A 20831-nucleotide genomic window follows, 5' to 3' on the forward strand; every position below is an offset into this window, starting at 1 on the left:
GCGCTCCGCACGGGGCCGCGTCCGGCGGGGGCGGGCGGGGTGCCCGCCCTCGGTGGAGCAGCGCAGGGAGCGGATGTGGCGTTACACCCTGGTCGGACGCGGACCCGTCAGACGCCTGCCAGCACCTGGGGGATCTCGCCGAGCAGTTCGCGGGCCAGGAAGCCGATCCGGCCGTACCGGGGAATCAACCGCTGTCCGCTGACCGCGTGCGCGTACGCCGCCCAGCAGGCGGCCTGCTCCGGGCCGGCGCCCCGGGACAGCAGTCCGGCCAGCAGGCCCGCCCGGACGTCCCCGCTGCCGGAGGTGCCCAGACCGGCGTCCCCGCTCTCCTCCCGCCACCGCCGGCCGTCCGGGCTGGCGATGTGCCCGTACAGCGACACCACCGCGCGGTAGCGTCCGGCCAGTTCCGCGGCCTCGGCGTCGAGGTCGTCGCCGAGGTCGCGGCCGAGCAGGTGCCGGGCCTCGGTGAGGTTCGGGGTGAGCACCGCGGTCCGGTCCGCCGCGGTGAGCAGTTCCGGTTCGTGGCTGAGCGCCCCCAGGGCGTACGCGTCGAACACCAGGGCGGTCCGGGATCCTGCGGCGGACAGCACCCGGTGCAGCACCGCCCGGGTCTCGTCGATGTCGTGCAGCCCGGGGCCGACGGCGACCACGTCGGCCTCGGCGACCAGCTCGTCCAACTGGTGCGCGCGGCCGCCGGCGACCGCACCGTCGCGGGCCTCCGGGAGCCCCACCACCAGGGCCTCCGGCACCTGGATGCTCAGCGCCGCGGCGGTCGACTCGGCGGCGGCCAGTTGCAGCACGCCGGCTCCGGCCCGCAGCGCCGCCACCCCGGCCAGCAGCACCGCCCCGGGGGTCACCCGGGACCCACCGACCACCAGGACGGTGCCCCGGTTCTCCTTGCCGCCGGTCGGCACGGGCAGGGCCCAGTTCCGCAGCAACGCCGGCGTGATCACCTTCGGCTCAGACCGGGTCGGCATCGACGCCCTCCTCCCTGGTCGGTTCGGCGCCCTGCTCCCGCAGGTGCGTGACGTCGTTGAAGACGGTGAGGTCGAGTCTTCCGTCCGGGCCGCGCCGCCAGCCGGTGACCGCGCAGTTGCCCAGCCGGTGTCGCCGGGTCAGCTCGACCAGCTCGGGTTCGGAGATCGGCTCCAGCAGGTACCGGAGCAGGAACACCAGCGCCTCGTGGCCGAAGAGGGCCACCCGCCGGTCGGCGTGGTCGCGCCGCAGGTCGCCGAGGAGGGAGCGCAGCCGCAGCGCCACGTCGGCCCAGGACTCGCCGCCGGGCGGGCGGTAGTAGAACTTGCCCAGCCGGGTCCGGCGCTCCGCCTCGTCGGGGAACCGGCTGGCCACCCCGTGCGAGGTGAGCAGGTCGAGTACGCCCAGTTCCCGGTCGCGCAGCCGCTCGTCCCGGTGGACGGTCAGGTCGAGCCCGGCCAGGGCCAGCTCGGCGGTCTGCGCCGCCCGCCGGTACGGCGAGACCACCACGACGTCGGGGCGCTCGTCGTCGGGCAGGGCGGCCAGCCACCGCCCGGTGGCCTCGGCCTGCTCCCGCCCGGTGGGCGACAGGGGTACGTCCGCGTCCCGTTCGGCGACGTCGACCAGGTCGGCCCCGGACGCCTCGGCCCGGGCCGCCGCGACGTTCCCCGTGCTCTCCCCGTGCCTGATGATCCACAACCGGTCCAGTTCCGCCATGCGCGCATCCGTACCCGGCGACCCGCTCCGGTAACCGGTGCCGGGCGGGCCCCTCGTCGGCCGGCAGGTGCGGCGGGTGGCGCGGGACGGGCCATCCCGGTCCACGCCGTCCGGTGCGCCGGGTCAGCCGCCGACGGTCAGGTGCACGGTGACCACCTCGCCGGGCGCGATCCCCTCCGCGCGGCGCACCGCGTCGCGCAGCGGCACGAGGTACCCGCCGTCCTTCGGGAACAGCGAGGTCGTCCACCGGGTCGCGCCGACCCGCGCGGCCACCGGGACCATTCCCCAGCCGTAGGTCACCGCCGCCGAGGCGGCCTTCAGTGCGGCGCTCTGCTCCGCCGGCACCGGGACGAAGTGGTAGGGCGCCGGGCCTCTCCAGAACCGCACCTCGCCGCTGAACTCCAACTCCATCCGGCCAGGATAGGGACCGGGTCCGACACCCCTCAGGCCCACGGGCTGTGGGTACCGTCGAACTCCTCGAAGACCAGCCAGGTCCGGGTGGAGAGCACCCCGGGGATGCCCTGCACCTGGCCCAGCACCACGTCCCGCAGGGCCGCGTTGTCCGGCGCGCGGACCAGGGCCAGCACGTCGTGGTCGCCGCCGAGCAGTGCCGCGTGCGCGATGTAGCGCACCCGGGCCAGCTGTGCCGACACCTCCCGCCAGGTGTTCTGCTCGATCGTCAACGCCACGTACGCCGAGGTGCCCAGTCCGGCCTGCTCCGGGGCGACCTGGGCGGCGAACCCGGTGACCACCCCGTCCCGCAGCAACCGCTCGACCCGGGCGTAGGCGTTGGTCCGCGACACGTGCACCCGCTCGGCGAGCGTCCGGATCGACATCCGGCCGTCGCGGACCAGCTCAGCGACGATCTGCCGGTCGACCTCGTCGAGCGGACGGGCCGTTCGTCCCGCTCCGGCGGGCAGCTCGGCGTCCGGTCGGTCATCCTGGCTCACGGTGCGGCCTCCTGACGGCCAGATGTCCCGGCTTTTTCGTGGATCTTGAGTCAACCATCCGCACGGTCGAGCATAAGGCCACCACACGTCCAGGAGGTTCCGCCGTGACGACCACATCTCGGTCGGTCCGCCGGGCACCGTCGCCCTCGCGTCGCGCGGCCACCCCGCCCGACCCGGCGCGCGACCTGCTGCCCAGCGCGGAGCCGGTCCGCATGCTCGACCCGAGCGGCACGCCGCTGCCCACCACCCTCGCCGAGCCCGGCCTCGACCAGCTGCGCGAGATGTACCGGCGCATGGTCGTCGGCCGCCGGTTCGACGCCCAGTCCACCGCCCTGACCAAGCAGGGCAAGCTGGCCGTCTACCCCTCCTCCCGGGGACAGGAGGCGTGCCAGGTCGGCGCGGTGCTCGCCCTACGGGGCACCGACTGGGTCTTCCCGACCTACCGGGAGTCGATGGCGCTGGTCTCCCGGGACATCGACCCGGTCGAGGTGCTCACCCTGCTGCGCGGCGACTGGCACTGCGGGTACGACCCGGCCGCCCGGCACACCGCGCCGCAGTGCACCCCGCTGGCCACCCAGTGCGTGCACGCCGCCGGACTCGCCTACGGTGAGGCGTACCAGGGGCGGGACACCGTCGCGCTGGCCTTCATCGGCGACGGGGCGACCAGCGAGGGCGACTTCCACGAGGGGGTCAACTTCGCCGCCGTCTTCAAGGCCCCGGTGGTCTTCTTCGTCCAGAACAACAAGTACGCGATCAGCGTCCCGCTCTCCCGGCAGACCGCCGCGCCGTCGCTGGCCTACAAGGGCGTCGGGTACGGCGTCCCCGCCGAGCAGGTCGACGGGAACGACCCGGTCGCCGTGCTCGCCGTGCTGACCCGCGCGGTCGCGCACGCCCGCGCCGGGAAAGGCCCCTACCTCGTCGAGGCGCACACCTACCGGATGGAGGCGCACACCAACGCCGACGACGCCACCCGCTACCGGGACGGCGCCGAGGTCGAGGTGTGGCGTGACCGGGACCCGATCGCGCGCCTGGAGACGTACCTGCGCGCCCGGGGGGTGCTCGACGACGAGGTGGTCGCCACGGTCGCCGCCGAGGCCGAGGCGTACGCCGCCGACCTGCGCACGCGCATGCACGACAAGCCGGCCGTCGACCCGCTCAGCCTCTTCGACCACGTCTACGCCGAGCCCACGCCCCAGTTGCGGGAGCAGCGCGAGCAGGTCCGGGCCGAGCTGGCCGCCGACGCCGACCGGGAGGGGGAGGGCTGATGGCCACCACCACGATGGCGAAGGCGCTCAACGCCGCGCTCGCCGACGCGATGGCCGCCGACGACCGGGTGCTCGTCTTCGGCGAGGACGTCGGCCAGCTCGGTGGGGTCTTCCGGATCACCGACGGGCTGCTGGCCCGGTTCGGCGACAAGCGCTGCTTCGACACCCCGCTGGCCGAGGCCGGCATCGTCGGCTTCGCGGTCGGCCTGGCCATGTCCGGGCTGCGGCCGGTGGTGGAGATGCAGTTCGACGCGTTCGCGTATCCGGCGTTCGAGCAGATCGCCTCGCACGTGGCGAAGATCCGCAACCGGACCCGGGGCGCGCTGACCGTGCCCATGGTCATCCGGGTGCCGTACGCGGGCGGCATCGGCGGGGTGGAACACCACTGCGACTCCAGCGAGGCGTACTACGCGCACACCCCCGGGCTGAAGGTGGTCACCCCGGCCACCGTGGACGACGCGTACGCGCTGTTGCGCGCGGCGATCGACGACCCCGACCCGGTGGTCTTCATGGAACCGAAGAAGCTCTACTTCTCCAGCGCCGAGGCGGCGCTGCCGGCGACCGCCCCGCCGATCGGCCAGGCCGTGGTCCGCCGGCCGGGCCGCGACGCCACCCTGGTCGCGTACGGTCCGGCGGTGCCGGTCGCCCTGGAGGCCGCCGAGGCCGCCCGCGAGGAGGGCTGGGACCTCGAGGTGGTCGACTGCCGCAGCATCGTCCCGTTCGACGACGAGACGATCACCGCCTCGGTGCGCCGCACCGGTCGGTGTGTGGTGGTCCAGGAGGCGCAGGGCTTCGCCGGGGTCGGCGCGGAGATCGCCGCCCGGGTGCAGGAGCGCTGCTTCCACGCCCTGCACGCGCCGGTGCTGCGGGTCGCCGGCCTCGACATCCCCTATCCGGCGCCGATGCTGGAGCACACCCACCTGCCGTCGGTGGACCGGATCCTCGACACCGTCGCCCGCTTGCAGTGGGACGACCAGCCGGACACCCGGTGGCTGCCGGAAGGCAGGGCGGCATGACCACCGTGGACGGCGCCCGGGTGTTCCTCCTGCCCGACCTGGGGGAGGGGCTCACCGAGGCGGAGATCGTGCAGTGGCGGGTCGCCGTCGGTGACGAGGTGACCGTGGACCAGATCGTGGTCGAGGTGGAGACCGCCAAGGCGGTCGTGGACGTGCCCTGTCCGTACGCCGGTCGGGTGGTGGCCCTGCACGGCGCGGCGGGGGAGGCCCGCCCGGTCGGTCAACCGCTGGTCACCGTGGCGCCGTTGGACGCCGCCCCGACCGAGCCGGTCGGGCACGCGACCTACCGGGAGGAGGAACGCGCCGGTTCGGGCAACGTGCTGATCGGGTACGGCACCGGGCTCGGCCCGGGACGGCGGCGTCGCCGCCCGCGGCTGACGGTGGCCCCGGATCCGTCGCCCACCCGCCCGGCCCCCACCGTGCCGGTCACCGACGGTGCCGGTGCCGCCGGCCGGGGCGACGCCACGCCCGCCCGGTCGTTGGTCATCTCGCCGATCGTCCGGCGACTGGCCCGGGAGCACGGCATCGACCCGACCACCCTGCGCGGCACCGGCCCCGGGGGAGTGGTCCGTCGGGCCGACGTGGAGGCCGCGCTCGCCGCGCCGGCCGTCGCGCCGGACCCCGTGGCCGCCGTGCCCGACCCGGCTCCGGGTTCCGCCACCGGCGCGGAGGACCTGGTCATCCCGCTGACCGGGGTCCGCAAGGTGATCGCCGACAAGCTCTCCCGCAGCCGGCGGGAGATCCCCGAGGTCACCATCTGGGTCGACGTGGACGCCACCGGCCTGCTGGAGACCCGGGCGGCGATCAACGCCGCGAGCCCGGACCGGCCGGTCAGCGTCCTCGCCCTGATGGCCCGGATCTGCCTGTCGGGGCTGCGTCGCTTCCCGCAGCTCAACGCCCGGGTCGACGGCGAGGCGCAGCGGATCGTCCAGTCGGCCGGCGTGCATCTGGGGATCGCCGCGCAGACCGACCGGGGGTTGCTCGTCCCGGTGCTGCGGGACGCCCAGCGGCTCACCACCGTCGAACTCGCCGCCGCGCTGACCGAGACCACCGCGGCGGCCCGCGCCGGTACCCTTCCGCCGGCCCGGCTCACCGGCGGCACCTTCACGCTGAACAACTACGGGGTGTTCGGTGTCGACGGCTCCACCCCGATCATCAACCACCCGGAGGCGGCGCTGCTCGGCATCGGCCGGATCGTGGACAAGCCCTGGGTGGTCGACGGGCAGCTCGCGGTCCGCAAGGTCACCCAGCTCAGTCTGACCTTCGACCACCGGGTCTGCGACGGGGGCGTGGCCGGCGGCTTCCTGCGGCACGTCGCCGACTGCGTCGAACGGCCCGCCCTGCTGATCGCCAACCTCTGACCGTCCGCCCGGTCGGCCCGGCACCTCGTCCGGCCGGCCGGGCCCGGTTCGTCCCCGCGCCCGTTCGCCCCGGGTCGGTCGACGCGGTGCGGCCCGCCCGAACCACCCGCCGACGACCGCCGGGGCAGGGACGGGACACCACCGCCGACCGGGCTCTCGCCGGACCGACCGGGCCGTTCCGCACATTCGGTCGCATCAGTGCCAATGACGATCGGCAATGGCGCGGGACGATTCTGCCGAAATTGCGCCGGCCGGTGACCTGCGGTGGTGACAATGTGCCGGAGGGAAACGGTGACGGGGGGAGCATCATGGAGTGGAGGCGGCGGATCAGGCTGTCCGCGGTGACCATGACCGCGACCGCGCTGGTACTCGGCGGGTGCACGACGGACCGGGCTCCGGAGAAAAGGCGGGAGGCGGCGGCCCGGGTGCCGTTGGACCTCACGGTGACACCCGCCGACCGGACCCGGGACGTGCCGATCAGCGCGGAGGTCGGCGTGGCGGTCCGCGGTGGCAGGGTGAAGGACGTCCTGATCCGGGACGACAAGGGGGCGCAGGTCCGCGCCGAGCCCCGCGAGGACGGAACGGCCTGGGTGCCGGCGCAGCCCCTGGCGCACCGCCGGACGTACACCGCCGTGGTGACCGCGAGCAGTGACACGGGCGAGACCGCCAGTCGCACCACGACCTTCACCACTGCCGCGAAATCGAACGCGCCGACAATTACCAGCACGCTCTACTTCGCCGGCAACCGGACGTACGGAACCGCGATGCCGGTAACCGTGGCATTCGACCCGCCGATTCCGAAGGCGGCCAGGGACGAGGTTCAGCGCCGTTTGTTCGTCACCACCGACCCGCCCCAGCCGGGGGCCTGGTCGTGGCTGGACGACGGCAGCCAGGTCTACTACCGGGCACCGGACTTCTGGCGTCCCGGCACCAGCGTCAGTGTCCGCTCCGCCCTGGCGGGCCTGCCGATCGGTCGGGACGGGGTCGGGGACGCCGACCGGCGGGCCACCTCCCAGATCGGCCGCCAGGTGGCGCTGGAGATCGACAATGCCACCAAGCAGATGGCGGTGTTCCAGGACGGCCGGCTCCTGCGCCGGATCCCGGTGAGCCTCGGCAAGCCGAGCACGCCCAGTTCCAGCGGTCGCATGGTGATCATGGAGAAGCACGAGCGGACCACCTTCGACACCCGGGGCGAGCCGGACGGCGGTTACGTGGTCGACGTGGACGACGCCCAGCGCTACACCTGGGGCGGTGAGTTCATCCACGCCGCCCCGTGGTCGGAGGGGGACCAGGGCAACACCAACGTCTCGCACGGCTGTGCCAACGTCTCCGCCAGTGCCGCCGACTGGTTGATGGGCGTCACCCAGGTCGGCGACCTGATCACGGTGAAGGGCACCGAGGTGCCCTTGCAGCCGGGCAACGGCTGGACCGCCTGGAACGTCAGCTGGGAGGAGTTCGTCCGGGGCAGCGCCCTACCGGTGCCGGGGAACCTGCGGCCCACGCCCACCGCCAGCCCGGCGGCGCCGGCCGCCGGCGCGACGCCCGGACCCGCCTCCACCGGAAGCGGCGGCTGACCCACCCGGTCCGCCACCGGGGAGCGCGGCCGGTGCCGGAGGCTCCGTCAGCGGGCCCGCGCACTGCCGACCGGCGCCGGTCGGGCGCGTCGCCGCAGCTCGGAGCGGGTGGCAGACCTGCGGCGACGCCCCCGGTGCGGCATGATGATCTCATCGGGTGACACCCGGGGGGAGCCAGTCATGCGTGTCCGTGCCGTCGGCGCCGTCGATCTGACCTGGGACGAGCACCCGCCGTACGACGACCGGGTGGGCGGCCGACTGGCCCGGGTCGTGGTGACCAAGGAGTTCCAGGGGGACCTCCAGGCCTCCAGCGTCGCCCACCTGCTCAAGGCCGAGTCGGCCCGACCGGGCTCGGGCGGCTACGTCGGTCTCGAACGGGTGGTGGGCACGCTGCACGGTCGGCCGGGCAGCTTCGTCCTCCAGCACTGCGGGGTGATGGACCGGGGCGCGGGCTCGCTGACCATCCGCGTGGTCCCGGACACCGGCACCGGTGAGCTGACCGGGCTGACCGGCACCATGGAGATCCTGCTGGTGGACGGTGAGCATGGCTTCACCTTCGACTACACCGTCGAAAGCTGAGGTCGCGGCGGGTCCGCGCCGCCGACCGGCCCTCCTCCTCCGGGAGGGTGAGGGGTTTTCCCGGACCCGACCCGGGGCGTACCCGGGGATCGGTCCGTGGCAGGAGGAAAGTGTCGGTCCGACGGCATAGATTCGGGGTCATGAGGCAGCGCAGCGACCGGCTCGAGGTCGAGGTCGGCATTGGTGACCGGGTGGTCGACGTGCGGGTGGCGGGCGAGATAGACATCGCCACGGTGGCCCAGTTCCGGTCGGTGCTCTGGGCCCAGCCGTTCCGGCCCCTGCTGCGGCTCGACCTCTCCGCCGTGCCGGTCTTCTCGGCCGCCGCGATCCGTACCCTGGTCGCCGCCCACCTGGGCGTCCGGGGCCGGGGCGGGGAACTCGTCCTGGTCGACCCGCACCCGATGATCCTGCGGGTGCTGCACGGCACCGGCCTGCACCGGGTCATTTCCGTGGTGGAGGGCAACCCACGGCTCACGCTGCCGGCCGGCCGGGCTCCGGCGGCCCGGCAGGAGCAGCACGCCGACGCGCCGGCGCCGACCCCGCCGGCCGACACGGTGCCCCTGGGCACCGGTGCGGCGCGGCGGTCGTGGACGGTCACCGACGTGTCCCGCAGCCGGCTGCCGGTCGACCGGCGACCGGCGGCGGTGGGGCGGACGTATCCGACCCAGCCGTACCGGCCCCTCGCGGTGGTCTGACCGTCGGCCCGTCCCGACCTGCCGGAGCGGGCGGGACCGACGGCCCCGCCCGCTCCGCTCAGCGGACGTCGAGCAGGTCGACCACGAAGACCAGCGTCTCGCCCGGCTTGATGACGCCACCGGCGCCCCGGTTGCCGTAGCCCAGGTGCGGCGGGATGGTGAGCCGGCGCCGGCCGCCGACCCGCATCCCCACCACGCCCTGGTCCCAACCGGCGATGACCTGGCCGGCGCCGAGCCCGAACTGGAAGGTCTCGCCCCGGTTCCAGGACGCGTCGAACTCGCGTCCGGTGGAGCGCGCCACTCCGACGTAGTGCACGGTGACCAGCTGTCCCCGCTCCGCCTCGGGGCCCTCGCCGACCGTGATGTCCTCGACGACGAGATCGGCGGGCGGGGCGCCCTCGATCGGGCCCACCTCGGGCTTGTTCATCCTGGCTCTCCTGCCTTGCGGGATCACTGTTCCGGTCGATCCTGCCGGATCGTCGGTCGCCGATGTCCGGCAGGACGGGTGACGGCCGGGGCCGGGTGGCCACCGGCGCGGACCCGACGCGGCGGACGTCACCGGGTGGTGACGTCCGCCGTGGTGCCGGTACCCGGTCAGCGCAGCCAGGGGAACCGCTGGACGACGGGGAGGTTCGCCCAGGCCCGGCCGAGGCCGAGGGTGTCACCGGCGGCGATCAGCGCGAGACCGGCGAGCAGGGCCGCGTTGATCAGGTGTTCGTCCATGAAGGGGTTGTTCTCGGGCGGCAGGACGGCCGCCCACATCAGCACGTAGAGCAGGCCGCCGGCGACCGCCGCGATCCGCATCCCGACACCGAGCAGCAGGGCCAGGCCGATGCCGAGCAGGCCCGCCATGAACAGCCAGTCGGCCCAGACCGCACCGGCGATGTCCCGGTAGAGGCCCTGGAACGGCCCCTCGGCGCCGAAGGCCAGGAAGCCCCTGGTCGGGCTGCCCCCGTTGAGCCAGGCGTTCGTCGCCTCGGTGGCGCGGCCGAGGCCGAAGGTCTTGTCCAGGAAGGCCCAGAGGAAGGTCCACCCCAGCGCGATCCGGATGCCGGCGAAGACGTACCGGGCGGCCCGGTTCCGGGCGGTCCCCGCCGCGGGGGTGCCGTTACGGGGGGTTCCGGTCGGTGCCCCCGCAGTGGTGGTACGGGCGGTGCTTCGCTCGATCGTGGCAGCCATGGTGTCCACGTCCTTCCCTCGTGCCTCGCACCGCTTCCCGGTGGCGGTTCCATTCCATCCCGGTGGGGCCGCCGGGAGCAGGGCCGTCCGGTCCCGCGTCCGGCGGGACCTTCGGCCCCTTCCCGAGGGCCCCTCGCGGGCCGGAGGCCCCGGTGCCCACCCGTCTGGCCGGCCCGCCGGTGGCGGCCGTGACGTCCGGGTGCCCGGACGACGGGCCCGGGGATCGCCCCGGTGGCGTGACCCGGGTTGCTCAACCCGGGTGGGTCAGCCGTCGGCCGAGCTGCGCCGCGAGCACCCCGGGTGCCTCGGCCAGCGAGGGCCCGTACCAGGTCAGGTGCCGGCCGGAGAGGAGTGCGCAGGGTACGCCGGGAAAGGCGTCCGGGCCGTCCTCGGCGGTGAACCGGTACGGCTCGTCCGGCAGCACCACCAGGTCCGGCCGCCGGTCGCTCAGCTCGTCCGGACCGGGCCGGGGGTAGCGTTCCGGGTGCCCGGCGTAGAGGTTGCGTACGCCGAGCCGGTGCAGCACGTCCCCGGCGAAGGTGTCGCCGCCGAGCAGCACCCACGGTCGGCGCCAGACCGGCACGACCGCGCGGAGGATCCCGGCCGGCGTGGGTGGCGCCGTCCAGGCACGACGGGCGGCGGCCAGCCACTCCGGTTCGCCGGACGCCCCGAGGGCGGTGAGCAGCTCGCCCAGTTCGGTGAGGGCCTGCGGCACCGTCCTCGGATAGGTGACGTGTACCGGTACACCGGCGGCGGCGAGGGCGTCGGCGTCCTCCCGACGGTTCTCCTCCTCGTTGAGCAGCACGACGTCCGGACGGAGCGCGAGGACCCGGTCGAGGTCGGGGTACTTGCTGCCGCCGACCCGGGTGACCGGCAGGCCGGCGGGGTGGGTGCACCAGTCGGTCGCGCCGACCAGGACCCCGGGCAGGGTGACCGCCACCGCCTCGGTGAGCGATGGCACCAGGGACACCACCCGCACGTCACACCTCCCGGTCCGACCGACCTGTCGACGTCGATGATGCCCGATCCGGCGGTGCCCCGTTGCGCGGCTTCTACAACGTTGTAATACTGCCGGTGTCCACCCGAGGAGGCGGTATGCGACACCACGACGGCACCACGCCCCCGGCCCCGACCCCGGCCCCGGCTCCGGGGGAGAACGACGAGACGCCGACCGCGGCCCTCGGCGACCTCTACCGCGACGGGATCACCGCCTGCCGGGGCGCGTTCCCCGTCGAGTGGGTCGACCGGGTCCGCGAGGACGTCGAGGTCGCCTTCGCCGAGGCCCGGTCCCGTCCGGACGGCGCCGTCGGCCGTGGCCCGCAGCGCTGGTACGTGGAGATCCATCCCGAGCAGCTGCGCGGCTTCGTCGACCTGGTCACCCACCCCTGGGTGGTGGCGGTCTGCCGGGCGGTGCTCGGGCCGCGTTACGAGATCGTCGAGCTGGGCTTCGACACGCCGTTCCCCGGCGCCGTCCACCAGCCCTGGCACCGGGACTTCCCGATGCCCGAGCAGACCCGGCAGCAACGGCGGCTCACCTCGCTCGCCCTCAACCTCACCACCGTCGACACGGAGGAGGAGATGGGCCCGTTCGAGATCGCCCCCGGCACCCAGTGGGACGACCACCCCGACTTCGACCACGGCATGTTCCCGCCCCGGGAGCGCCATCCCCGCTACGAGCGACGCGCGGTGCGCACGTACCCGAAGCGTGGCGACATCTCGGCCCGGTCGGCGCTGACCATCCACCGTGGCACCCCGAACGTCTCCACCGTCGCGCGCCCGGTGCTGGTGCTCGGCGTCGACGCGCCGGGCGCCGGCAACGCCGCCCGGCACGACATGGCCGTCACCCGTGGCTACTGGGAGCGTCTGCCGCCGCTGGTCCGCGAGCACCTGCCCTGCCCGGTGGTGGAGACCCTCACCCCGATCCGGCAGAAACACACGATCGAGGGACTGGTGATGGGCGTCTGAGCCGGGGCCGGGCGTGACCCGTCCGGCCCGCCCACGGCGCCGGACGACGCCAGGTCCACGACGCGTCCACCGACCCGGCCGGTGCGGCCCATCTCCGGTGGGCCACCCGGCGGGCGGTCCCGGATCCCGTCCTAGACTCGGGCCCGGCACCGAGGGATGGAACGTGGGACAGATGACGAGCACCGGACCCGACGACGGCTCCCGGCTGCGTCCGCTCGCCGCCGGGCGCGGTCCGCTCCTGGAACGGGGTGGCCGCGTCGTGCACACCGCCCGCCGCCTGGGTGAGCTGGTGTCGGGCCGGCCGCCGGGCATCACCGGTCACCAGTGGAGCACGGCCGGCCGGGCCGTCCTCGACGTCGTCGTCTGCCACGGCGCCACCGGACGGCCGGAGTTCGCGGTGGAGTTCACCGCTCCGGTCGGCACCCCGGCGGCGCGGCGCGAGATCCGGATGCGCGACGCGGTCACCGCCGCGGTCGGCCTCGAGGTGCTCCGGATCGAGTCCGCCACCCTGCGGCCCGGTCCGCACGCGCGGCGGGTGGCGGAGTACCTGATAGACGCCCGCGACTACACCGCCGGCACACCGGAACCGGGCGACCCGGAGGCCGAGCGGCCCGTGGGATTCCGGGACATCGTCGGCCGCCTGCCCGACGGGCGCAGCGGTCACGTCAACGACCTGGGCGCGATCGCCCGTGCCGCCGCCGTCGAGGCGTACGTCGCCCGGCAGCTCGTCGACCCCATCGTGCGGGGCCTGCACGTGTGCTGGAAGGACGGTCCCGCCGAGGGCTGGGCGTGGGTCGAGGCGCGTCCCGGCCGGTGCCTGGTCGAGCGGGTCCTGCTCTGGGAGCACCGCTTCTCCTGCGGGGTGGACGCCGCCCGGCTGGCCGGTGACCTCGCGGTCGCCGCGATCGGTGCGCGTCTGCGTCAGGACGACGCCGGCGAGCCGGACCTGGTGCTCCGCAGCGACCTGGGACGGGACGTCGACCGGCTGCGGTCCCGTCGTGACGAGCTGGCGAACGGGTTCGACTTCGACCATCTCACCTTCGACTGACACCCCCTCCCACCCCGGCCGGTCCGGGGCGCACCCCCGGACGGACGTCGCGCCCCGGTGCGGGAATGGACCGGTGGACCCGGTGGGCCGGGGCGGGAGACGCAAAAGGACATCGTCGGTAATCGACACGTTACCGGAACCGCGAATACCGCTCAGGAGCGGGCGGGACGGAAAGGAAGAACCTGCGGGCTCCGCAGGTCACGCCCGGTCGGTGGTGCGGCGCGGTGCTGACGGCCCGGGTCCGGCGGTCGGCCACCGGCCCCGTCGCGGCCGGTTCCCGCGCTGGCCAGCCGATGTTGCCCGGAGATCGGCCGTCCGGGGCCGGATCGGTCCGCCTCGGCGCGGGGCGGCGCCCGCCGCGCGCCGGTCCTGGCCAGGGCTTTTCGCGCGGGGCGCAGGTGGCGACGGGGCCCGGGTGGGACGGGTAATGGGTGGCCCGGCCGGCGCTGGTGATTCCCCAGCGTGACGTCCGGGCTCCGGAAGGTAATGCCGGCCGGTGGGTCAGCGGTTCTTGTACGCCTCGACGACCGACACCGGGATGCGGCCGCGCTCGGAAATCTCGTACCCGTTCTTCGTGGCCCATTCGCGGATCGCCCGGTTCTGCTCACGATCCATTCCGGAGGTCGCCGGACGCCCGGGACGGCGGGCTCCGCGGCTGGGCTCCACGACACCACGACCGATACGGCGGCCAGCGGTGATGTATGGGTCCAGGGCCTTCCGCAGGACCCCCGCGTTTTCGTCCGACACATCGATGGTGTACAAGACGCCGTCGAGCCCGAACTCGACCGTCCGGTCGGCCTTTCCGCCGTCGAGGTCGTCCGTGAGAACTGTGATTACTTTCCTGGCCATCGTCCATTACTCCTTGCGCGTGGCGGGGTGTGGCTAAGAGTTTGACGTATCCCACCGCAAATCCGCAACAATGCACGGCCTTCGGCATTCCATGGTGCGCACCAGGCGGGTGAAAACCCGTCCCGGCATGGAAATTGCCAGTGGTAGGTCGGGCCGCCGGCAGTCGCCGGAGCCCGGACGACGCGCCGGGAAACCCGGGGCGCGGTGGCGAATACGGTTCAGGTGCCGAGCAGCCCCGCATGGCCGGCGAGCGCGGCGGCCTCCGTCCGGTTTGTCACCCGGAGTTTACGCAACAGCGAAGCGGTCATCCGCTTCACCGTCCGTTCCGAGACGTGCAGCTCCTCGGCGATCTCCACGGTGCTGCGCCCGGCGGCGATGAGCTGGAGCAGTCGGCGTTCCTCGGCGTCCAGACCGGCGGGCACGGGCCGGGGGACGTGCAGCAGCTCGCGCAGCAGGGTGCCGGGCAGCACCGCCCAGCCGTCGAGGACGGCCAGCAGCGGCGGCAGCAGCTCCTCGGGCTCGCTGCTCTTGGGCAGGAACCCCTCGGCGCCGGCACGCAGCGCCTCCAGCGCCGGGGCGGTGTCGTCCGAGCCGGACATCGCGACCAGCCGCACCCGGGGAACGGTCCGCCGGATCGCCGCCACCGCCCGGATCCCGCCCGGGGGCGGCATGTGCAGGTCGACCAGGACCAGGTCCGGCAGGCAGCGCTGTACCAGCGACGCGGCGGCCGAGGCGTCCCCGGTCGACCCCACCACGGTGGCCCGGCCACCGGTGGCCGACGGCAACAGCAGCTCCAACCCCCGCACGAAGAGCGGATGGTCGTCGACGACGGCGAGTCGGAGGGCGGGGGAATCGGACATGCCTGCCGCCTTCCCGAGCGGGTACCGATCATGCCGACGGCCCGGTCGACGAGGGGAGGCGGTCGGATGCGCACCGGACCCGGGTTCGGCAGGGGGCGACGAGCGCGGGCAGTGGCGGGGTGGACGGCCGCCCCGCCGTCCTGCGAATCGGGCGACCACGATCCGGAACTGCTGCTGCGGATGCTCTGTCACGAGTTCCGCACCCCGGTCGTCGCGCTCGCCGCACTGACCCGGGCGCTCGCCGACGAGCGCGGCCCGCTGACCCCCGACGACCGGCGGGAACTGGCCGCGCTCGCCCGCGACCAGGCCGACCACCTGCAGCAGGTGCTGCGCCAGGTGGTAGCCGCGAGCACCGGTGCGCTCGACCCGGCCGCCGCGCCGGAGCCGACGGTGCCCCTCGGGCGGATCCTGCCGCAGGTCGCCGCGTTGGTGCCGGCCGAACGGCTGCGGGCCGGGACGACCCGACGGGCCGGCGCCTGTCCGGTGCCGGCCCGTCGTACCCGGCAGGTCCTGCTCAACCTGGTGCAGAACGCGCTGCGGCACGGACCGCCGGACGGCGTGGTGGGGGTCTTCGCCGCACTGCGCGGCCCCGGCCTCACCATTCTGGTCACCGACGAGGGTGCTGACCCGGAACCGGTGGTGGAGGCGTTGCGCCGGCCCGCACCGGGTGCCGGCCTCTCCGGTCTCGGTCTCTGGATCGTGCGCCGGTTGCTCGCCGTCGACGGCGGTCGGGTCACCGCCCGCGGCCTGCGCCCCAGGGGAGTCGGGGTCGAGGTGGTGCTTCCCGTCACCCGGCCGGCGGGACCGCCCCCCGCCGGTGGTCCGGTGGGGGGATGACCCACCGGGGCCGTCGCTGGCCCCTGGGGGTCACCACGGCGGGAACCCCCTCGGCGCCAGCGTGACGCCCACCGAGGAGGACAGCGTGTTCAGCCACATCAAGGATCTGCAGTTCGAGGCCAAGCCGGACGGTCCGGACGCCGCGTTCGCCCGCCGGCTCCAGGAGGTGCTGGGCGGCAAGTGGGGCGAGATGACCGTGGCCAACCAGTACCTCTTCCAGGGCTGGAACTGCCGGCTGCCCGGCAAGTACAAGGATCTGCTGCTCGACGTGGGCACCGAGGAGATGGGGCACGTCGAGATGATCTGCACGATGATCACCCGACTGCTGGAGAACGCCCCCCTCTCCCTCCAGGAGGCGGCGGAGGACAACCCGATGGTCGGGGCGATCTACGGCGGTGCCAACCCGGCGCACTTCATCCACGGCGGTGGCGGTGCGCTGCCCGCCGACAGCAACGGCGTGCCGTGGAGCGGGGCGTTCGTCACCGCCAGCGGCAACCTGCTGGCCGACTTCCACCTCAACGCGACCGCCGAGGCGCAGGGCCGCCTCCAGGTGGCCCGGCTGTTCAACATGACCGACGACCCCGGGGTCAAGCAGATGCTGCGTTTCCTGCTCGCCCGGGACACCATGCACCAGAACATGTGGCTCGCCGCGATCGAGCAGCTCAAGGAGGACGGCCTGGAGGAGATGCCGGTGCCGGACGCCTTCCCGGACAGCGGGGAGTTCGAGAGGTTCAGCTACACCTACCTGGACTTCTCCCCGGGCAACGACGCCGAGCAGGGACGCTGGGCCAGCGGCCCCACCCCGGACGGCAAAGGCGAGTTCCGGTACGACCACAGCCCCCGGGCGCACGCACCCGAACCGGTGCTGCCCCCGGGTGACCCGCGGCTGTACGGCACCAATCCCTCCGCCGCCGGTGGCCTGGTCAACAAGGTCCGTAACGCCGTCACCTGAGTTCACCTCGCCGGGTCGCCCGCGCGACGGGGCGACCCGGCGGACCGGGGTACCGGAGGGAGGTGTGTGGTGCCCGAACTCGTGCTGCGTCCGCTCGCGGACGCCTTCATGCAGGTCGGTGTCTACGTCGCGGTCCTGGTCGCGTTCTTCGGGTGGCTGCGGTGGCGCTACGGCGACCGGGTGACCGACGGACTGACCAACCGGCCCCGCCTGGGGCCCCTGGTCGGCGCGTTGCTGGGGGTCAGCCCCGGCTGCGGCGGGGCGATCATCCTGATGCCGCTGTACGCCCGGGGGAAGGTCTCCTTCGGCACCGTGGTCGCCGCGTTGGCCGCCACCATGGGCGACTCCTCCTGGGTGGTGATCGCCGCCGACCCGTGGTTCGCGCTGCGGCTGCACCTGCTGCTCTTCGCGGTCGGCCTGCTCACCGGTCAGGTGGTGGACGGTTTCGGCATCGACCCCGCCCGCGCCGCTGTCCTGCCGCGTGGCCGCGCCACGGTGTCCCGGCGGCCACCCGCCCGGCCCGCCGCGCCGTCGAGCGTCCCGACCGGTTCGCCCGGCCCCGCCGTCGCGGCGCCGGCCCCCGGTCCCTCGACGGTCACCGTCGCCGGTGCCGCCGGTACGGGTACCGGGCTGCTCCGCCGCCCCGACCCGGCCACCGCCTTCTGGGGCCTCACCATGCCGGCCTTCCTGGTGTCCGTCCCGGTGGTCTTCCAGGTGGTCGACCCGGCCGCGCTGACCCGGGCGCTCGGCGGCGTCGACCCGTACCTGGCCCTCGGGCTGCTCGGCACCCTCACCGCCGTGGTGATCTTCGCCCTGGGGCGGGGCCGGCTGGTCGACGACACCCTCGAGACCGCCCACCCCCGCTCGTTCGGGCAGACCCTGCGGCACAGCGCGCACGAGGCCTCCTTCGTCACCGTCTGGGTGGCCGTGGCGTACCTCGGTTGGCAGGTGGTCAGCACCGGTACCGGCTTCGACGGCTCCCAACTCGCCCTCGCCGGGCTGGCCGGGGTGCTCGTCGGCGCGCTGGTCGGCCTGATCCCGGGCTGCGCCGTCCAGATCGTCTTCACCGGCCTGTACGTGGGGGGCGCGCTGCCCCTGCCCACCCTGGTCGCCAACGCGGTCAGCCAGGACGGCGACGCCCTGATCCCGCTTGCCGCCCTGCGCCGCCGCTCCGCCCTGCTCGCCACGGTGATCACCACGGTTCCGGCCCTGCTCGTCGGGGCCGTGCTGCTCGTCCTGACCGGGTGACGCGGGCGTCCCCGACGACGAAGGAGAGATCCATGTCCCACCCCGCACTCGGCACCGGCCGTGGCGCCCCGGTCGGGCCGGCGGCCCCGGTCCGGGCCAAGCTGGCGGCCTTCGGCGTACTCACCGCCGTCGCCGCGCTCGTCGACGCGCCGGGCTGGACGATCCTGGCCCTGGCGGCCACCACGGCGGCCATCCCGCTCGCCGTCGCGCTGGCCGGCGGTCCAGGGCCGGGACCGTCGACGGGTGCGCCGTCGGCACCCCCTCGCGGGTCCGTCCCGCCCGCCGACGGAGCCCTCGTCCCGCCCGCCGGAGAACCGCTCGTCCCGCCCGCCGGACATGGCGTGGGTCACACGGCGGAACACGGCGACCGCCGGTCGACTTGAGTCAGGCACGCTCAAGTCAACACGATGGCAGGTGTTCGATGGCAACTCTTCCGGTACTGCCCCTCACCGACACCGTCCTGCTGCCCGGCATGGTCATCCCGGTGACCCTCGACCCGACCACCCAGGCCGCGGTCGACGCGGCCCGCGCCACCGGTGACCAGAAGCTGCTCGCCGTACCCCGCATCGACGGCGAGTACGGCCCGGTCGGCGCGGTCGCCACCATCGAGAAGGTCGGCCGGCTGCCCAGCGGCGAACCGGCCGCCGTCGTCCGTGGCCTGTCCCGGGCCCGGATCGGTTCCGGCGTGCCCGGACCCGGTGCCGCCCTCTGGGTCGAGGCGACCGAACTGCCCGAACCCGCGCCGGCCGGACGGGCCCGGGAACTGGCCCGCGAGTACCGGGCGCTGATGACCTCGGTGCTCCAGCAACGCGGCGCCTGGCAGGTCGTCGACGCGATCGAGCGGATGACCGACCTGTCGGAACTCGCCGACTCCGCCGGCTACGTCTCCTGGCTCACCCTCGGCCAGAAGACCCAGCTGCTCGCTGCCCCCGACGTCACCGCCCGGCTCGAACTCCTCGTCAACTGGGTCCGGGACCACCTGGCCGAGCAGGAGGTCAGCGAGCGGATCAACAACGACGTCCGGGAGGGGCTGGAGAAGTCCCAGCGGGAGTTCCTGCTCCGTCAGCAGCTCACCGCGATCCGCCGGGAACTCGGCGAGGACGAGCCCGAGGGCTCCGCCGACTACCGGGCCCGGACCGAGGCCGCCGACCTGCCGGAGAAGGTCCGCGAGGCGGCCCTGCGCGAGGTCGGCCGGCTGGAGCGGGCCAGCGACGCCTCCCCGGAGGCCGGCTGGATCCGTACCTGGCTGGACACCGTGCTGGAGATGCCGTGGAGCACGCGTACCCAGGACAACACCGACCTGGCCGCGGCGCGCGCCGTGCTCGACGCCGACCACACCGGCCTGACCGACGTCAAGGACCGCATCCTGGAGTACCTGGCGGTGCGCAACCGGCGGGCCGAGCGCAACCTCGGCGTGGTCGGCGGACGCGGCTCCGGCGCGGTGCTCGCCCTCACCGGCCCGCCCGGCGTCGGCAAGACCAGCCTCGGCGAGTCGGTGGCCCGCGCCCTCGGCCGTCGGTTCGTCCGGGTCTCCCTCGGCGGCGTGCGCGACGAGGCGGAGATCCGTGGCCACCGGCGCACCTACGTCGGCGCGCTGCCCGGCCGGATCGTCCGGGCCCTGCGGGAAGCCGGCTCGATGAACCCGGTCGTGCTCCTCGACGAGGTGGACAAACTCGCCGCCGGGTACGCCGGTGACCCGGCCGCCGCCCTGCTGGAGGTGCTCGACCCGGCGCAGAACCACACCTTCCGCGACCACTACCTCGAGGTCGACCTCGACCTCTCCGACGTGCTCTTCCTGGCCACCGCGAACGTCGTGGAGAGCATCCCCGGCCCGTTGCTGGACCGGATGGAACTGGTCACCCTGGACGGCTACACCGAGGAGGAGAAGGTCGCCATCGCCCGGGACCACCTGCTGCCCCGGCAGCGGGAGCGGGCCGGGCTGACCACCGGGGAGGTCACGGTCACCGACACCGCGCTGGCCCGGATCGCCGCCGAGCACACCCGCGAGGCCGGCGTCCGGCAGCTCGACCGGGCCCTGGCGAGGATCCTGCGGAAGGTCGCCGTGACGCTGGCGACCGAGGCGGGGCCGCTCCACGTCGACGTCGACGACCTGACCCGCTACCTGGGCCGCCCGAGGTTCACCCCGGAGACGGCGGAACGGACCGCCGTGCCGGGTGTGGCCACCGGCCTGGCGGTCACCGGCGCCGGCGGTGACGTCCTCTTCGTCGAGGCGACCAGCATGGAGGGCGAACCGGGGCTGACCCTCACCGGGCAGCTCGGCGACGTGATGAAGGAGTCCGCCCACATCGCGCTGTCGTACCTGCGGTCGCACGGTCGTCAGCTCGGTCTGGACCCGAACACCCTCGCCGGGCGGCGGATCCACCTGCACGTACCGGCCGGCGCGGTGCCCAAGGACGGCCCGAGCGCGGGTGTCACCATGGTCACCGCGCTCGCCTCGCTGGTCAGCGGCCGGCCCGTCCGCCCCGAGGTCGGGATGACCGGGGAGGTGACGCTCTCCGGCCGGGTGCTGCCCATCGGCGGGGTGAAGCAGAAACTGCTCGCCGCGCACCGGGCCGGCCTGACCGAGGTGGTCGTCCCGGCCCGCAACGCGCCGGACCTCGACGACCTGCCCACCGAGGTCCGCGAGGCGCTGACCGTGCACACCCTGGCCGACGTGGCGGAGGTGCTCGCCGTGGCGCTGCGTCCCGCCGACGCCGACTCCCGCCCCGGTCCCGCGCTCGCCGCCGCCTGACACCGGGCT

General features: G+C 74.3%; 22 protein-coding genes and 1 pseudogene. 14 read left to right on the forward strand and 9 right to left on the reverse strand.

Annotated elements, in window-relative coordinates; genetic code table 11:
• Positions 1–107 precede the first annotated feature (107 nt).
• The 4 genes from AB0F58_RS21420 to AB0F58_RS21435 all read right to left on the reverse strand — a co-directional run bounded on the left by AB0F58_RS21420 (position 108) and on the right by AB0F58_RS21435 (position 2612).
• Positions 108–977 carry an NAD(P)H-hydrate dehydratase gene (locus AB0F58_RS21420; RefSeq protein ID WP_357145524.1) on the reverse strand — a complete coding sequence of 290 codons (870 nt, stop codon included), beginning with the start codon at positions 975–977 and terminating at the stop codon, positions 108–110.
• On the reverse strand, positions 961–1692 hold the full coding sequence (locus AB0F58_RS21425; protein WP_357145526.1) for a histidine phosphatase family protein: 732 nt from the start codon (positions 1690–1692) through the stop codon (positions 961–963). Before AB0F58_RS21425 ends, AB0F58_RS21420 begins: the two co-directional genes overlap by 17 nt.
• A gap of 123 nt (positions 1693–1815) precedes the next feature.
• Complete coding sequence (locus AB0F58_RS21430; protein WP_357145529.1) at positions 1816–2103, reverse strand: DUF1905 domain-containing protein; 288 nt, start codon at positions 2101–2103, stop codon at positions 1816–1818.
• Positions 2104–2135: 32 nt separating this feature from the next.
• On the reverse strand, positions 2136–2612 hold the full coding sequence (locus AB0F58_RS21435; RefSeq protein WP_357145790.1) for an Lrp/AsnC family transcriptional regulator: 477 nt from the start codon (positions 2610–2612) through the stop codon (positions 2136–2138).
• Between the two features lie 134 nt (positions 2613–2746).
• Between AB0F58_RS21435 and pdhA the strand changes: the two genes are divergently transcribed.
• The 6 genes and pseudogenes from pdhA to AB0F58_RS21465 form a co-directional block, all read left to right on the forward strand.
• Complete coding sequence (pdhA, locus tag AB0F58_RS21440; protein WP_357145531.1) at positions 2747–3907, forward strand: pyruvate dehydrogenase (acetyl-transferring) E1 component subunit alpha; 1161 nt, start codon at positions 2747–2749, stop codon at positions 3905–3907.
• Positions 3907–4923, forward strand: a complete 1017-nt coding sequence (locus AB0F58_RS21445) for an alpha-ketoacid dehydrogenase subunit beta (RefSeq protein WP_357145534.1) — start codon at positions 3907–3909, stop codon at positions 4921–4923. Before pdhA ends, AB0F58_RS21445 begins: the two co-directional genes overlap by 1 nt.
• On the forward strand, positions 4920–6284 hold the full coding sequence (locus AB0F58_RS21450) for a dihydrolipoamide acetyltransferase family protein (protein ID WP_357145536.1): 1365 nt from the start codon (positions 4920–4922) through the stop codon (positions 6282–6284). Before AB0F58_RS21445 ends, AB0F58_RS21450 begins: the two co-directional genes overlap by 4 nt.
• Positions 6285–6592: 308 nt before the next feature.
• Positions 6593–7858: an Ig-like domain-containing protein gene (locus AB0F58_RS21455; protein WP_357145539.1), complete on the forward strand. Its 1266-nt coding sequence runs from the start codon at positions 6593–6595 to the stop codon at positions 7856–7858.
• A gap of 180 nt (positions 7859–8038) precedes the next feature.
• Positions 8039–8437: a DUF3224 domain-containing protein gene (locus tag AB0F58_RS21460; RefSeq protein ID WP_357145542.1), complete on the forward strand. Its 399-nt coding sequence runs from the start codon at positions 8039–8041 to the stop codon at positions 8435–8437.
• A 140-nt stretch (positions 8438–8577) separates the two neighbouring features.
• A pseudogene (locus AB0F58_RS21465) lies at positions 8578–8892 on the forward strand (STAS domain-containing protein); the annotation flags it as partial.
• Between the two features lie 298 nt (positions 8893–9190).
• Here the strand turns inward: AB0F58_RS21465 and AB0F58_RS21470 are convergent.
• The 3 genes from AB0F58_RS21470 to AB0F58_RS21480 all read right to left on the reverse strand — a co-directional run bounded on the left by AB0F58_RS21470 (position 9191) and on the right by AB0F58_RS21480 (position 11290).
• On the reverse strand, positions 9191–9559 hold the full coding sequence (locus AB0F58_RS21470) for an FKBP-type peptidyl-prolyl cis-trans isomerase (RefSeq protein WP_357145544.1): 369 nt from the start codon (positions 9557–9559) through the stop codon (positions 9191–9193).
• Positions 9560–9726: 167 nt separating this feature from the next.
• Positions 9727–10320 (reverse strand): hypothetical protein, encoded by a 594-nt coding sequence (locus tag AB0F58_RS21475; RefSeq protein ID WP_357145547.1) that lies wholly within the window; start codon positions 10318–10320, stop codon positions 9727–9729.
• A gap of 241 nt (positions 10321–10561) precedes the next feature.
• On the reverse strand, positions 10562–11290 hold the full coding sequence (locus AB0F58_RS21480) for a helical backbone metal receptor (protein WP_357145550.1): 729 nt from the start codon (positions 11288–11290) through the stop codon (positions 10562–10564).
• Between the two features lie 116 nt (positions 11291–11406).
• Here AB0F58_RS21480 and AB0F58_RS21485 point away from each other — a divergent pair, with 116 nt between their 5' ends.
• Positions 11407–12276: a phytanoyl-CoA dioxygenase family protein gene (locus AB0F58_RS21485; protein WP_357145553.1), complete on the forward strand. Its 870-nt coding sequence runs from the start codon at positions 11407–11409 to the stop codon at positions 12274–12276.
• Between the two features lie 172 nt (positions 12277–12448).
• A complete protein-coding gene (locus tag AB0F58_RS21490) occupies positions 12449–13324 on the forward strand; it encodes a hypothetical protein (protein WP_357145555.1) in 876 nt (291 codons plus the stop codon).
• Between the two features lie 501 nt (positions 13325–13825).
• Here AB0F58_RS21490 and AB0F58_RS21495 read toward each other — a convergent pair.
• Complete coding sequence (locus tag AB0F58_RS21495; protein ID WP_357145558.1) at positions 13826–14173, reverse strand: Lsr2 family protein; 348 nt, start codon at positions 14171–14173, stop codon at positions 13826–13828.
• A 5-nt stretch (positions 14174–14178) separates the two neighbouring features.
• Between AB0F58_RS21495 and AB0F58_RS21500 the strand changes: the two genes are divergently transcribed.
• A complete protein-coding gene (locus AB0F58_RS21500) occupies positions 14179–14286 on the forward strand; it encodes a hypothetical protein (protein WP_357145792.1) in 108 nt (35 codons plus the stop codon).
• Between the two features lie 105 nt (positions 14287–14391).
• Here the strand turns inward: AB0F58_RS21500 and AB0F58_RS21505 are convergent, their stop codons facing one another.
• Positions 14392–15033, reverse strand: a complete 642-nt coding sequence (locus AB0F58_RS21505; protein ID WP_357145561.1) for a response regulator transcription factor — start codon at positions 15031–15033, stop codon at positions 14392–14394.
• A 111-nt stretch (positions 15034–15144) separates the two neighbouring features.
• Between AB0F58_RS21505 and AB0F58_RS21510 the strand changes: the two genes are divergently transcribed.
• From AB0F58_RS21510 to lon, 5 genes are all read left to right on the forward strand, one after another.
• Positions 15145–15870 (forward strand): HAMP domain-containing sensor histidine kinase, encoded by a 726-nt coding sequence (locus AB0F58_RS21510; protein ID WP_357145564.1) that lies wholly within the window; start codon positions 15145–15147, stop codon positions 15868–15870.
• Positions 15871–15955: 85 nt separating this feature from the next.
• The gene (locus tag AB0F58_RS21515) at positions 15956–16822 is read left to right on the forward strand and encodes a manganese catalase family protein (protein ID WP_357145567.1); all 867 of its coding nucleotides are present in this window, start codon (positions 15956–15958) and stop codon (positions 16820–16822) included.
• A 69-nt stretch (positions 16823–16891) separates the two neighbouring features.
• A complete protein-coding gene (locus AB0F58_RS21520; RefSeq protein ID WP_357145569.1) occupies positions 16892–18070 on the forward strand; it encodes a putative manganese transporter in 1179 nt (392 codons plus the stop codon).
• Between the two features lie 32 nt (positions 18071–18102).
• A complete protein-coding gene (locus AB0F58_RS21525; RefSeq protein ID WP_357145572.1) occupies positions 18103–18453 on the forward strand; it encodes a hypothetical protein in 351 nt (116 codons plus the stop codon).
• Between the two features lie 38 nt (positions 18454–18491).
• Positions 18492–20822 carry an endopeptidase La gene (lon, locus tag AB0F58_RS21530; protein ID WP_357145575.1) on the forward strand — a complete coding sequence of 777 codons (2331 nt, stop codon included), beginning with the start codon at positions 18492–18494 and terminating at the stop codon, positions 20820–20822.
• The last annotated feature ends 9 nt before the right edge of the window (positions 20823–20831 follow it).

Origin of the sequence: Micromonospora sp. NPDC023956 (assembly GCF_040639195.1) — a bacterium.
Classification (GTDB): Bacteria; Actinomycetota; Actinomycetes; order Mycobacteriales; family Micromonosporaceae; genus Micromonospora.

Coding starts and splice junctions, on each gene's coding strand:
- AB0F58_RS21460 (WP_357145542.1), top strand. CDS start 8,039: ATGCGTGTCCGTGCCGTCGGCGCCGTCGATCTGACCTGGGACGAGCAC.
- AB0F58_RS21445 (WP_357145534.1), top strand. CDS start 3,907: ATGGCCACCACCACGATGGCGAAGGCGCTCAACGCCGCGCTCGCCGAC.
- AB0F58_RS21420 (WP_357145524.1), bottom strand. CDS start 977: ATGCCGACCCGGTCTGAGCCGAAGGTGATCACGCCGGCGTTGCTGCGG.
- AB0F58_RS21470 (WP_357145544.1), bottom strand. CDS start 9,559: ATGAACAAGCCCGAGGTGGGCCCGATCGAGGGCGCCCCGCCCGCCGAT.
- AB0F58_RS21430 (WP_357145529.1), bottom strand. CDS start 2,103: ATGGAGTTGGAGTTCAGCGGCGAGGTGCGGTTCTGGAGAGGCCCGGCG.
- AB0F58_RS21455 (WP_357145539.1), top strand. CDS start 6,593: ATGGAGTGGAGGCGGCGGATCAGGCTGTCCGCGGTGACCATGACCGCG.
- AB0F58_RS21490 (WP_357145555.1), top strand. CDS start 12,449: ATGACGAGCACCGGACCCGACGACGGCTCCCGGCTGCGTCCGCTCGCC.
- lon (WP_357145575.1), top strand. CDS start 18,492: ATGGCAACTCTTCCGGTACTGCCCCTCACCGACACCGTCCTGCTGCCC.
- AB0F58_RS21485 (WP_357145553.1), top strand. CDS start 11,407: ATGCGACACCACGACGGCACCACGCCCCCGGCCCCGACCCCGGCCCCG.
- AB0F58_RS21495 (WP_357145558.1), bottom strand. CDS start 14,173: ATGGCCAGGAAAGTAATCACAGTTCTCACGGACGACCTCGACGGCGGA.
- AB0F58_RS21505 (WP_357145561.1), bottom strand. CDS start 15,033: ATGTCCGATTCCCCCGCCCTCCGACTCGCCGTCGTCGACGACCATCCG.
- AB0F58_RS21450 (WP_357145536.1), top strand. CDS start 4,920: ATGACCACCGTGGACGGCGCCCGGGTGTTCCTCCTGCCCGACCTGGGG.
- AB0F58_RS21525 (WP_357145572.1), top strand. CDS start 18,103: ATGTCCCACCCCGCACTCGGCACCGGCCGTGGCGCCCCGGTCGGGCCG.
- AB0F58_RS21425 (WP_357145526.1), bottom strand. CDS start 1,692: ATGGCGGAACTGGACCGGTTGTGGATCATCAGGCACGGGGAGAGCACG.